Below are 13,583 nucleotides of genomic sequence, written 5' to 3'. Positions count from 1 at the left end.
ATGATGCTAAAACTCGTAGAAGAAGATAAATTATTGAAGCCATTTGCAGGAATTATTGAAAAAAGACACCAGCAAGTATTGGCGATGGAACGAGAATTTACTTATCGGACGACTCGTTTGTCCGATTCGTGTAATTCTTATTTGTATTATGGGTTGCATCGAACGAATGAGGGGTGGGTGTTTCGAGAATGGGCGCCGAATGCCACGGCAATCTATTTGTTAGGCGAGTTTAACGATTGGAGAAAGCATCCTGATTATGCCTTGACCAAGGTCGGAGATGGAAATTGGGAGATTAAACTGCCTCTGGGAGCGTTGGCTCACGAGATGCTTTATCGTTTACTCGTGGAGTGGAACGGGGGGAGCGGGGAGCGGTTGCCTTCTCATGTGCGACGAGTGATTCAAGATGAATACACGAAAATATACAGTGCGCAGGTATGGGACCCATTGAATCCCTACCAGATGCGTCATGAAAGACCCAAACGAACAGGTTATCCGTTAATTTACGAGGCTCATATCGGGATGTCAACGGAGCATCGGAGAGTATCGACTTTTACGGAATTCCGTTTATTTGTGCTACCGCGTATTGTTGATCTAGGTTATAACACCATACAGTTGATGGCCGTGCAGGAACATCCTTATTATGGTTCGTTCGGTTATCAAGTGGCGAATTTCTTTGCCGTGAGTTCCCGTTTCGGGACACCGGATGAGTTGAAAGCCTTGATTGATGCTGCTCATAGTATGGGAATCCGGGTGATTATGGATATTGTCCATTCGCATGCGGTGAATAACGAGGAAGAAGGATTGAGCCGCTTTGATGGTAGTTACGATCAATATTTTTACCCGGGCGAGAGAGGGTATCATCCTTTGTGGGGGTCTCGTTGTTTTGACTACGGAAAACATGAAGTGTTGAATTTCTTACTCTCGAATTGTAAATATTGGTTAGAGGAATTCCGTTTCGACGGTTATCGTTTTGACGGGATTACCAGTATGTTGTACTGGGATCATGGAATCAATAAGGATTTCACGGAGTATAGCTTGTATTATGATGGAAACCAGGACGAGAGTGCAATTACCTATTTGGCATTAGCTAACCGGGTGATTCATCAAGTCGATCCTGAGGCGATCACGATTGCCGAAGACATGAGTGGGATGCCGGGTGTTGCCAGTCCTTTGGAATATGGCGGTATGGGTTTCGACTACCGGATGAATATGGGAACCCCGGATTACTGGATCAAGCTATTGAAAGAGAAACGGGATGAGGAATGGCACGTCGGAGATCTTTTTTACGAGTTGACAAACAAGCGGGAAGAGGAACGTACAATTAGTTACGCGGAAAGTCATGACCAGGCGTTGGTGGGTGACAAGACTATATTTTTCCGTTTAGTGGATAAGGCAATATATACCTCAATGAGTGTGTTTGACAAGAGCGTGATTATTGATCGGGGAATGTCACTTCATAAAATGATTCGCTTGGTTACTATCGGAACTGCTGCCGACGGTTACTTGAATTTCATGGGAAATGAATGGGGACACCCGGAATGGATTGATTTCCCGAGAGAGGGTAACGGGTGGAGTTACGATCATGCCCGGCGTTTATGGAGTCTGGTAGATGATGAAAATCTTCGGTTTCGCTTTTTGAATGTGTTCGATAAGTCGATGATTCAGATGGTGAATGATACGCGTGTTTTTCACTGGCGTCCGGAACCGTTGGTGCGGGATAACGAGCGTCAGGTGCTGATTTTTACCCGCGGAGATTATTTGTTCGTGTTCAATTTTAACCCGGAAAAGTCATTCCCGGATTACGTTTTTGATGCACCTTCCGGAAAATACACGATGATATTGAACACGGATAACAGGAATTTTGACGGATTGGGACGAATTGATGAGAAGATTGAACACTTTACCCGATACGTTTCTCCGGGCAGGGGACAGTTAAGTTTGTATATACCCGCGAGGACGGGATTTGTATTAAAGCGTTCATAAATATATGGGATTTATGATTTACGATTTGGGTGTTGAGGTAATTGTTGAATCATAAATCTAAAATTTAAAATCTAAAATTAGATTATGAGTTATTTAAATTTCAACAAAGAAGAATTGGTAAATCTGGAATATTCTTTGAAGAGAGAAGTTTTATCAACGAATAGAGCCGGGGGGTATTCTTCGACAACGGTCGTATGCTGTAACACGAGGAAGTATCATGGACTACTTGTATTGCCGATCTCGGAGTTCGGGGGAGAGAATCATGTATTACTTTCCTCTTTGGATGAAACGGTTGTTCAACACGGGCAATCTTTTAATTTGGGGATCCATAAATATCCCGGGGTATATGAACCGCGGGGACATAAATATATCGTGGATTTGGAATACGATCCGCTATTCACGTTGACTTACCGGGTGGGAGGCGTTGTGTTGAAGAAAGAGATTCTGATGGTGCATAATGAGGCTCAATTGATGATTCGTTATACATTGGAAGATGCTCATTCGGAAACGTACTTGCGGTTGAAACCGTTTCTGGCTTACCGGAACGTTCACGCTTTGAGCAAGGCGAATATGATGGCAAACACGAAATTCGATCACGTGGAAAATGGTATACGTTCGAAATTGTATGTCGGTTTTCCGGCTTTGAATATGCAGTTGAGCAAGGCGAACGAGTTTGTACCCGTGCCTGATTGGTATTATAATATAGAATACTTGGAGGAAAAGAACCGGGGATATGATTATAAGGAAGACTTGTTTGTTCCCGGTTATTTTGAGGTACCGATTAAAAAAGGGGAAAGTATTATATTTTCAGCTTCAACCGAAGAGGTAAAGCCTTCCACGCTGAAACGTAAATTCCAGCAAATGGAAAATAAACGGGAGCGTCGGGATGATTTCGAAAGTTGTTTGACTTATTCGGCATCCCAGTTTATTGTTCATGAAGGCAAAGATACGGAGGTTGTTGCCGGTTATCCGTGGTTCGGGCGCTGGGGACGCGACACGTTTATTGCCCTTCCGGGTTTGACATTAGCAGCCGGGGGAGATTTGAGAAATTGTAAAGAAGTACTTGACACGATGGTTCGTCAGCTACACGATGGTTTGTTCCCGAACATTGGTAAAGGGGATAAGGCTGCTTACAATTCGATAGATGCCCCCATGTGGTTCTTTTGGGCCGTGCTGGAGTACGATAAAGCGTTAGGAGAGCCGGGGATGGTATGGAAAAATTATGGAAGTAAAATGAAATCAATCCTGACAGCTTTTCGAGAGGGTGTGAATCCCGGGTTGAGAATGGATGCGAATGGTTTGATCTGGGCCCGACAACCCGGAAAAGCACTGACATGGATGGATGCTGTTGTGCGGGGTGTTCCCGTGACCCCGAGAGCCGGTTATGCCGTGGAGATCAATGCTCTTTGGTACAATGCGGTTTGTTACATGCTGAAATTAGCTGAAGAGGCAAAAGATAATACTTTTATAAAGGAATGGAAGGATATGTCCGAATTGATTCGTACTTCATTCGTGGAAACATTCTGGAACGAGGAAAAGGGATATTTAGCTGATTATGTGGATGAAAAAGGGCAGAATTTGGATGTGAGACCTAATCAGGTATTTGCTTGTTCCTTAACTTATTCCCCGATCACGGATGATATGAAGGAGAGGGTTCTGAAAGTGGTTACCCGTGAGTTGTTGACCCCGAAAGGCTTACGAACTTTGTCTCCCAAAAATCCGAAATATCACGGGCATTATGAAGGCAATCAGGATGAGCGGGACAACGCTTATCATCAGGGAACCGTGTGGCCTTGGTTAATCGGTGCGTATATAGAGGCAAATCTTAAACTTTACGGGAAACAGTTCTTGCCGGAGGCGAAAGAATTGTTGGAAGGATTTGAAGAAGATATGGCACTTTACGGTTTGTGTTCGATTGCTGAAGTGTATGATGGCGATCCACCACATCATCCGAATGGAAGTATTTCCCAGGCATGGAGTGTCGGAGAGGTACTTAGGAGTATGAAATTGATAAGGAAATATGAAAATTAATCGAATTAGACCATTTCCGAATTTGCAAATTAATATATTATGAGCATAAGAGTATTGATGTTTGGGTGGGAATTTCCACCGCATATTGCAGGGGGCTTGGGAACGGCCAGTTACGGGTTGACGAAAGGCTTGGCGAAACATGGCGTCAAGGTGATGTTCGTCATGCCGAAGGCCGGAGGTGATGAGGATCAAAGCGTCGTGAAAATCATTAATGCGAGTGATGTCGAAATGATGAGCGAGTATTCAAATTTAGATGAATACTGGCAGAATGTAAACTTTATGGAGATCGGTTCGAATCTTGTTCCCTATCTGGACCCGGAAACCTTCGAAAGAACGGTAAAGGAGACCATCAAGACGGGGGAACATTCAGAGCATATCGTTTTCCGTAACAAGTTCCAATTTTCCGGTAAATACGGAACAAACCTGATGGAAGAAGTTGCCCGTTACGCCATGGTGGCAGGGACGATAGCGGCACAACAGGATTTTGATATTATCCACGCGCATGACTGGCTGACCTATTCGGCCGGGATTGTGGCGAAGAAAGTTTCGGGTAAACCGTTGGTGATCCATGTACATGCCACGGAATTTGACCGAAGTGGGGAGAATGTCAACCAGCAGGTGTATGATATAGAGAGGCGTGGAATGGAGGCTGCCGACCGGGTGATTACAGTGAGTAATCTGACACGAAATATCGTGATCAATCGTTACGGGATTAATCCGGATAAGGTAGTGACAGTCCATAACGCCGTGGATTTTCAAACACGTGAAGATGTTGAAGTTGATCGTGGAGTGAAAGAAAAGGTGGTTACTTTTTTGGGTAGAATTACTTTCCAGAAAGGACCGGAGTATTTTATCGAAGCGGCGAACAAGGTATTGAAACGTTTCCCGAATGTCCGGTTTGTTATGGCCGGTAGCGGTGACTTGTTCAATCGTTCTGTTCGGCGTGTGGCACAATTGAAAATAGCCACGAAGTTTCACTTTACCGGGTTCTTACGAGGTGATGATGTTCAGAAGATGTTCTTGTATAGTGACGTGTACGTGATGCCTTCTGTGTCCGAGCCTTTCGGAATTTCTCCATTGGAGGCGATGCGTGCGGGAGTTCCCACGATTATTTCCAAACAGTCTGGGGTAGCGGAAGTCTTGAAACATTCTATAAAAGTTGATTATTGGGATGTTGATGCACTGGCTGATGCTATATATGGTCTGTTAGCTTATCCGGCTTTAGGTAAAATGGCCGGAGAAGAAGGATTGGACGAGGTGAACCAGTTAAAATGGGAGAATGCAGCGTCGAAAGTAGAGGAAGTGTACAAGGACGTATTGGGAGTTTAGAGTTTAAAATTTAAAATGTAAAATTATGAAAAAGACATTATGTTTTTATTTCCAGATACATCAACCCGTAAGATTAAGAAGGTATCGTTTTTTTGATATAGGTAAACGTCATGATTATTTTGACGAGTATGTGAATCGTTCCACGATACGACGAGTGGCAGAGAGATGCTATTTGCCGATGAATCATTTGATCATGGATTTGATCAAGCGTTACGGAACGAATTTTAAGGTGAGTTTTTCTATTTCCGGTTCGGCATTGGAACAATTTGCTCTTCATGCCCCGGAAGTGATTGAAAGTTTCAAGGAATTGGCAAAGACCGGTAGCGTGGAGTTTTTGGCCGAGACATACGCTCACTCTTTGGCATCCTTGTCTGATACCGATGAATTCGAGAGACAAGTACAGCGCCATGCAGCTAAAATGGAAGAGTTGTTCGGGCAGAAGCCGGTGACGTTGCGAAATAGTTCGTTGATTTATTCCGATCAGATCGGGGAGCGAGTGGCTGCCATGGGATTTGAATCTATGCTGACTGATGGGGCAAAGCATGTGTTGGGGTGGAAGAGTCCGAATTTCGTTTACACGAACGTGATGAATCCCCGGTTGAAACTGTTATTGAAAAATTCCCGGTTGAGCGACGACTTGACCCTGCGTTTTTCAGATCATAGCTGGCATGAATGGCCTCTCACGGCAGATAAATATGCCCGTTGGTTAAAAGATAGCACACAAGATAGTGAGATCGTGAATTTGTTTATGAACTACGAAACGTTTGGTGAAAACCAATTGGCAGAGACCGGAATTTTCGAGTTTATGCGTTCTTTACCCGAATATATATTCTCGACAACCGATTTTGAATTCCTGACCCCGAGTGAGGCGGTGAAAAAACATCAGCCGGTGGCTCCTTTACACGTGCCTTACCCGATTTCATGGGCGGATGAAGAAAAGGATATTACCGGATGGTTGGGAAATGAGTTACAAAATGAGGCTTTTGAAGAGCTATTCAAAATACAACCTAAAGTGGAAGCATTAAATGATCCGGAGCTGAACGAGGATTACTCTCGCTTGCAGGCTAGTGATCATTTCTATTATATGAGGACGAAACTGTTCTCCGATAACGACTACCATCGTTACGTTTCACCTTATGAAACCCCGTATGAAGCATTCATAAATTATATGAATGTGTTGAGTGATTTTGTCGCACGTGTGGAAGATATGGAAAAAATGCGTAATATTGCGGGCAATAAAATCACCGAAGAAGAGAAAAGTCCGGAAAAAAAGAAACGGACTCCTCGTGTAAAAAGTGCGGAGAGTGCTGCGAAGGCGACGAAAAAGGTGAGTACTAAGGAGAAACAAGTGAAGTCAAAACATTAAAAATTAAATATGAGTAATTTGGAATTGAAAGATCCCGCCTATTTGTTCGAGGTAAGTTGGGAAGTATGTAATAAGGTTGGGGGAATTCACACGGTAATTTCAACAAAGGTGTTGAGTTTGGCCGGGGAATTCAAAAACAACCATATATTGATCGGCCCGGACGTGTGGCGGTATAATGAACCGAATCCGGAATTCACGGAGGATGCCCATTTGTTTAAATCGTGGCGGGTGAAAGCGGCACAGGAGGGATTGCGTATTAAGGTAGGGCGATGGAATGTAGCCGGTAACCCTGTGGCTATTTTGGTGGATTTCACCTCTTTTATTCCCCAGAAGGATCAGATATTGACTTCTTTCTGGGAGAAGTTTCAGGTGGATTCGTTAACCGGACAATGGGATTACATCGAACCCGTGTTATTCGGTTACACGGCGGGAAAAGTGATTGAGAGTTTTGTTCGTTACCATATATCTCCTCGTCAGCGTATTATTGCCCAGTTCCACGAATGGATGACGGGAAGCGGTATGTTGTACCTGAAAAATGCCCTTCCACAAGTGGGATGTGTGTTCACCACTCATGCCACCGTGTTAGGACGTAGTATTGCCGGGAACGGCTTGCCTCTTTATGATCCGATGAAGGATTACAATCCGGTGGAAACGGCCCATCGTTTTGGCGTGGATTCCAAACAATCCCTAGAAAGTAAGGCGGCGGAATGGGCGGATTGTTTCACGACGGTCAGTGACATTACCGCGAAAGAATGTGAACATTTCTTGGGTAAGCAAGTGGATCTTGTCACCCCGAATGGTTTCGAGAACAGTTTCACCCCCAGCGAGGAGGATTATCCCGCTAAGCGTCAGCAAGGACGTGAAAAACTGTTGAAAGTGGCGCAGGCTTTATTGGGCCGGGCGGTCGCGGAAGATGCTTTAATCGTGGGTATCAGTGGACGTTACGAGTTTAAAAATAAGGGCTTGGACGTGTTTGTTGAAGCACTGGGGCGTTTGAACCGGGATGTAGATAATAAACGGGATATTTTGGCGTTTATTCTGGTGCCGGCAGGACATAAGGGGGCAAATCTGGAATTACTGAATAATTTGGAACGTCCTTACCAGGCGATCGAAATCACACATCCTTACGTGACACATGAATTATCGGACCCGCAAAATGATCCGGTATTGCGTAAGATTGAGGAACAACAATTATCGAATCAACCGGGGGACCGGGTGAAGGTCTTTTTCTCTCCAAGCTATTTGAATGGTAATGACGGTGTGTTTAACATGCCTTATTATGATTTGCTTGTGGGAATGGATTTGACCGTTTTCCCCTCTTATTACGAGCCTTGGGGATACACGCCTTTGGAGAGTCTGGCATTTAAAGTTCCGACGATCACGACAACTTTGGCCGGTTTCGGCTTGTGGGTTGAGTCCTATTATAAAAAAGCACACCCGGGAATTGAGGTGATTGAACGGGATGACCGGAATAACGAAGAAGTGGTCGAGAAAATTGCCGATAAAATAAAAGCGATTGCCAGACTAAACAAAAAAGAGTACCAAGCTGTAGCCAAGAATGCCAAAGAGGTATCGAAGATTGCACTTTGGGAAAATTTGGTTTCATATTACAAGAAGGCTTATCAGATCGCGATAGATAAAGTAAACGGACGGGTGAATGAAATTCCGGTTGTGGAAGAGGAACAATGGTCATTCATAGAGAAAAAGACGGCAACAAATGTTCCGAACTGGATCAGCGTGATCATCCATCGTTCAATTCCGGTCAAATTGAGTGCCTTGGAAGAGTTGGCGAATAATTTGTGGTGGTGTTGGAACGAGGAGGCCGTTGATTTGTTTAAAAGCATCGATCCTTTGCAATGGATGTTGACACGGCATAACCCGATAGCGTTATTGGATAAGATTTCTTTGAATCGCTATAAAGAATTGGAGAATGATGAGGAGTTTGTTGCCCGTCTGGCAGCCGTGTACGCTAAATTCTCCCAATATATGGAGGAGAAAAAGCAAATGAATGATCCTTCCATTGCTTATTTTAGTATGGAGTACGGGTTACACGCTTCTCTGAAAATCTATTCGGGAGGTCTTGGCGTGTTGGCCGGAGATTACTTGAAAGAGGCTAGTGACAAAAAAACAAAGATCACGGGTATCGGCTTGTTGTATCGTTACGGTTATTTCACCCAAAAATTCTCTGCCGCGGGTAATCAAGAGGCTGAATATGAGGCTCAGGATTTCACGAAGATACCGGTATCTCCGGCTCGGGATGCTGAAGGCAATTGGTTGACAATCAGTCTTTCATTCCCCGGACGCGAGGTGTATGCCCGAATCTGGCAGGTAAATGTCGGACGGGTAGAATTGTACCTGTTGGATACGGATTTCGAGGATAATCAGGAAAGCGATCGGAGTATCACGCATTACCTGTATGGCGGGGATTGGGAAAATCGTTTGAAACAGGAAATTTTGTTGGGTATCGGGGGAATCCGGGCCTTGCGGAAATTGAATATCCAGGCGGATGTGTACCATTGTAATGAGGGACACGCGGCATTTACCGGGTTGGAAAGATTGCGGGAATACGTGGCGGAAGATCAACTTTCATTTGCCGAAGCCATGGAAGTTGTTCGGGCGTCTTCGCTTTTCACCACGCATACGCCGGTTCCGGCAGGACATGATTCATTTACAGAAAACCTGTTGAAAAACTACTTCTGGTTTGTGGCTGAACGTTTGAAAATCACGTGGGAACAGTTGCTTGGGTTAGGACGTGTGAATGCGAATGATCCGAACGAGAAATTCTCCATGAGTTTTCTGGCAGCGAACTTATCGCAGGAGGTGAACGGGGTTAGCTGGTTGCACGGGAAAGTCAGTCGGGATATATTCAAGAATTTATGGCCGGGATATATGCCGGAAGAGTTACACATCAGTTATGTAACCAATGGAGTGCATTACCCGACTTGGGCGGCTCCGGAATGGAAGAAAATACAGATGAGCGTGTTTGGTGAGAAATTCAAGACTCATCATTACGATAAAACGTGTTTTGAAGGAATCTACCAAATTCCGGATCAGATGATTAAAGAGGTTCGTATGGTTTTACGAAGCCGCTTGATCCGTCATATAAAGCATCGTTTGGCTGACGAGAAGAGTACGGCTTATTTCACGCCGCGCCAAATCGTGGAGATTCAAGACACCTTGCGGGATGATATTCTGACCATAGGTTTTGCTCGTCGTTTCGCTACTTACAAACGGGCTCATTTGCTATTCAGTAATCTGGATCGTTTGAATGAGATCGTGAATAATCCGGATCGTCCGGTCCAGTTTATTTTCGCGGGGAAAGCTCACCCGGCAGATCAGGCCGGTCAGGATTTGATCAAGCGGATTGTGGAGATCTCCAAATACCCGCAGTTCTTGGGTAAAATATTGTTCCTTCCGAATTACGACATGGACTTAGCGCGTCGTATGGTGCAAGGGGTGGACGTGTGGATGAATACCCCGACTCGTCCGCAGGAGGCTTCCGGTACGAGTGGAGAGAAGGCTGCCATGAATGGAGTCATGCATTTTAGCGTGTTAGATGGTTGGTGGGTTGAAGGCTACCAGAAAGATGCAGGTTGGGCGTTACCGATGGAAAGGACCTACGAGAACCAGGAATTCCAAAACGAGTTGGATGCCGAGTTGATCTATAATATTATCGAATCGGAAATCGCCCCGGCGTTCTATGATCGGGGAGAGAATGGAATCTCCGGCAAGTGGTCGGGATTCATCAAGAACACGATTGCTAAGGTGGCATCAAACTTCACGAGTAATCGGATGCTGACGGATTACGAGGATAAGTTCTATATACCGATGTCTCGCCGTTTCCATCGTTTGAGTGAGAACAACTATGCTTTAGCCACGCAGATTGCAGAGTGGAAGAGGAAAGTTAGCCGGGAATGGGAATCCGTGCAGGTGGATGCATTGATTCTTCCCGATAAATCGAAACAGATTATCTCTTTGGGTAAATCTTACCAGGGGAAAGTGGTACTTGATCTGGGAGAGTTGTCTATTGATGACATCGGGGTCGAATTGGTTGCCATGATGAAAAAGGACGAGAAGATCGAGGTGTGTTTCACACAGGAATTCGTACCCGTCTCTTTCGAGAACGGGAAGGCCATGTATTCCATTGAAGTGACTCCCGATGATCCCGGAATCTTTATGCTGGGATTGAGAATATTCCCGAAGAATATATTACTTCCTCACAGACAGGATTTTGCTTTGGTGAAATGGGTGTAGGATAGTATCGGGTATATACTAATAAAAATGCGGCTCCAAGTTCAATATAGGACTTTGGAGCCGCATTTTGTTTTAATTGTCCTTATTAGTAAGGAGTTTACGATAAACATTCCCTATTAATAGGGATTGTTGTAAATTGATCTGCCGTATACTTTTGCACGACTATTTAATGTTTTTAGTGTTCATTCATTAAAATATTCTTTAGAATACTAATTATTAATTAATTCGTGTATGTTATGAAGTGTTTTTATATTTGGATCTATTTTATTGTTGGAAATATTCTTTTCTCTAACGGGCAGACGATTTCCGGGGTCGTGAAAGATTCCTCTGATAACACGCCTATTGCGGGAGTAAATATTGTTATACATTCTCTAAAGAAGGGGACGGGGACAAATGCCAAGGGCGAGTTCTTTTTTAAAAATATTCCTGCCGGGGAGTACGAACTCCATTTTTCGTTCGTGGGTATGAGAGATGTCATCAAGAAAGTGAAGGTCGAGGCGAACAAAGAATTGAAGTTGGATGTTTATATGCAGGTAGATATGAAATCTCTAGACCAAGTGGTCGTTGCAGCTAAAGGGGAAAGAAAAGAGATCCATGACGTGAAACGTCAGGGGACTCCAGTTGCCGTTATTGATGGAAAACAGTTGGCAGGACGTGGAACCACGATCACGGAGGTATTGAATCACCAAACAGGGGTGAAATTACGACAAACAGGCGGTGTCGGTAACCAAACAAAAGTTAATATCCGGGGATTGGAAGGAAATCGAGTTCAGATATACATGGACGGTTATGCCTTGAATACCCCGGATGGTAGTTTTTCCATTAATGATATTCCTTTGCAATTCATCGATCGCATCGAGATATACAAGGGGATTGTTCCGCCTGAATTCGGGGGAGATGGATTAGGAAGTGCGATTAATGTGGTGACGATAGATGCCGAACATGGATATTATGATTTGTCGTATAGCTACCAGTCTTACGGTGTGCATAATCCTACTGCTTGTATTTCTCATTATTTTGATAAAGCGAATATGGCTTTTACGCTTTTTGCGGGAGGAACCTTTGCTAAAAATGATTACACGATCACTTCTCCCTATGTCAATGATTTGAAAATCAAACGGGATCATGACCAGTTGAAAATGGGGGAATTCGGGGCGACGCTTAAATTTCTGGATCATTATTTTGACAAGGCCGAGTTGGAATTTGTCGGGTATTACAGTTATAAAGAAACCCAGGGAGTACAAACAAATATCCGTCATGCCCGGACAAAAATCTGGACAGTCGGTATAAATCCCAAGCTGGAGAAAAAACATTTTTTGCACGAGAAATTGGATTTAAAATTCAATGGAATGGTTACTTATACTCATACTGCTTTAATCGATACTTCGTCCTTCCTTTATGATTTTTATGGTGATCGTGTTCCCAACACGTATGGCGGAGAAGTGGGATATGTCCCGAACTTGTCGGATGACGGGATGATGGATTATCGTTATAACTTGAACTTGCAATATCATTTGGTCCCGAACAAAATGCTGGTCAATATTAATAATGATTTCCGTTACGTGAGCAATGAAACCCGGGACACTGTTGCCGATCGATTTCTGAAAAAGGATTATAGCGGTTTGAAATCAAATATATCGGGAATGATCAGTTCTATCGCTTTACAGAATAAGTGGTTTCAAGGACGTTTGACGTCAGTTCTGACGGGACGGCATTATTATTATCATTTAGGGGGGAAAACTGTGAACTTGGCTTATCCGGGGGATGCCGTTCCGGCAGAGACGGATAAATCTGATCAGTATTGGGGATACAGTCTTGCTTTGAAATACGATTTATCTTCTCATTGGTTGGTGAAGTTTGCCTTGGAACATAACTTTCGCCTTCCTCGTTACGAGGAGGCTTTGGGAGATCGTGTAACGACGTTGACAAGCACGGAGTTAAAAGCCGAACAAGCTAATAATTATAATCTGGGTATCATGTTTGACCGTTATTATAACGCGAATTCCCGTTTACAATTCGAGTCGAACGGTTATATAATGAAAGTGAAGAACATGATGTATTTGACCTCTGTTGTGGGGTATTCCAAATACCAGAATCTGGGTGAGGCTTTGTTGTACGGGGTGGACGGTGAAATCAAATGGGATATTAATCGTAATTGGTTTGTATCATTTAATGCTACCTGGCAGAAATCATTGGATTATTCAAGATATATAGCGGGAACAAACACCGAAAGTGAGACCTATAAAATGCAATTGCCTCATATCCCGATTCTCTTTTTCAACTGGATGCTGGATTACCGGAAGGATAATCCCTTTGGTGGTAAAGGACAGTATGCCAGAGCGTATTACGAGGGCGGCTACACGGATAAATACTATTATGGATACGAGCTTAGTCGCAATCAGGATTATAAAATACCTTCTACTTGCCTGCATACGGTCGGGATGGAGTACGGGATCATGAACCGGAAAATTTTGTTTGGCGTGGAATGTCATAATCTGTTTGATACGGATGAGATGACTAATTTTAATTACCCGTTGGCGGGGCGGACGATCATGGCTAAGATTCGGTTCACGACGTTGAAATGGTGATGTGCCTGAGAATTTTAATTGAAATATATAAA

At 43.9% G+C, this 13,583-nt stretch carries 6 protein-coding genes; all 6 read left to right on the top strand.

Annotated elements, in window-relative coordinates; genetic code table 11:
* The 6 genes from I2I33_RS12765 to I2I33_RS12740 all read left to right on the top strand — a co-directional run bounded on the left by I2I33_RS12765 (position 1) and on the right by I2I33_RS12740 (position 13,551).
* A complete protein-coding gene (locus I2I33_RS12765; RefSeq protein ID WP_087422326.1) occupies positions 1-1,983 on the top strand; it encodes an alpha-amylase family glycosyl hydrolase in 1,983 nt (660 codons plus the stop codon).
* An 84-nt stretch (positions 1,984-2,067) separates the two neighbouring features.
* Positions 2,068-4,014 carry an amylo-alpha-1,6-glucosidase gene (locus I2I33_RS12760; RefSeq protein WP_087422325.1) on the top strand — a complete coding sequence of 649 codons (1,947 nt, stop codon included), beginning with the start codon at positions 2,068-2,070 and terminating at the stop codon, positions 4,012-4,014.
* A 45-nt stretch (positions 4,015-4,059) separates the two neighbouring features.
* The gene (locus I2I33_RS12755; protein ID WP_317193315.1) at positions 4,060-5,343 is read left to right on the top strand and encodes a glycosyltransferase family 4 protein; all 1,284 of its coding nucleotides are present in this window, start codon (positions 4,060-4,062) and stop codon (positions 5,341-5,343) included.
* Between the two features lie 25 nt (positions 5,344-5,368).
* Positions 5,369-6,709 (top strand): glycoside hydrolase family 57 protein, encoded by a 1,341-nt coding sequence (locus tag I2I33_RS12750; protein WP_027203028.1) that lies wholly within the window; start codon positions 5,369-5,371, stop codon positions 6,707-6,709.
* A gap of 9 nt (positions 6,710-6,718) precedes the next feature.
* Positions 6,719-10,963, top strand: a complete 4,245-nt coding sequence (gene glgP, locus I2I33_RS12745) for an alpha-glucan family phosphorylase (RefSeq protein WP_087422323.1) — start codon at positions 6,719-6,721, stop codon at positions 10,961-10,963.
* Between the two features lie 236 nt (positions 10,964-11,199).
* On the top strand, positions 11,200-13,551 hold the full coding sequence (locus I2I33_RS12740) for a TonB-dependent receptor (RefSeq protein ID WP_140402621.1): 2,352 nt from the start codon (positions 11,200-11,202) through the stop codon (positions 13,549-13,551).
* The last annotated feature ends 32 nt before the right edge of the window (positions 13,552-13,583 follow it).

This window comes from Butyricimonas sp. BSD2780061689_150309_C8 (assembly GCF_015560935.1).
Taxonomy (GTDB): domain Bacteria; phylum Bacteroidota; class Bacteroidia; order Bacteroidales; family Marinifilaceae; genus Butyricimonas; species Butyricimonas paravirosa.
Note: the sequence above shows the minus strand (reverse complement) of the source record. Positions and strands in the feature narration are given on the sequence as shown.

Excerpts from the sequence above, each read along its gene's own strand:
- I2I33_RS12750 (WP_027203028.1), top strand. The coding sequence starts at position 5,369 with ATGAAAAAGACATTATGTTTTTATTTCCAGATACATCAACCCGTAAGA.
- I2I33_RS12765 (WP_087422326.1), top strand. The coding sequence starts at position 1 with ATGATGCTAAAACTCGTAGAAGAAGATAAATTATTGAAGCCATTTGCA.
- I2I33_RS12760 (WP_087422325.1), top strand. The coding sequence starts at position 2,068 with ATGAGTTATTTAAATTTCAACAAAGAAGAATTGGTAAATCTGGAATAT.
- glgP (WP_087422323.1), top strand. The coding sequence starts at position 6,719 with ATGAGTAATTTGGAATTGAAAGATCCCGCCTATTTGTTCGAGGTAAGT.
- I2I33_RS12740 (WP_140402621.1), top strand. The coding sequence starts at position 11,200 with ATGAAGTGTTTTTATATTTGGATCTATTTTATTGTTGGAAATATTCTT.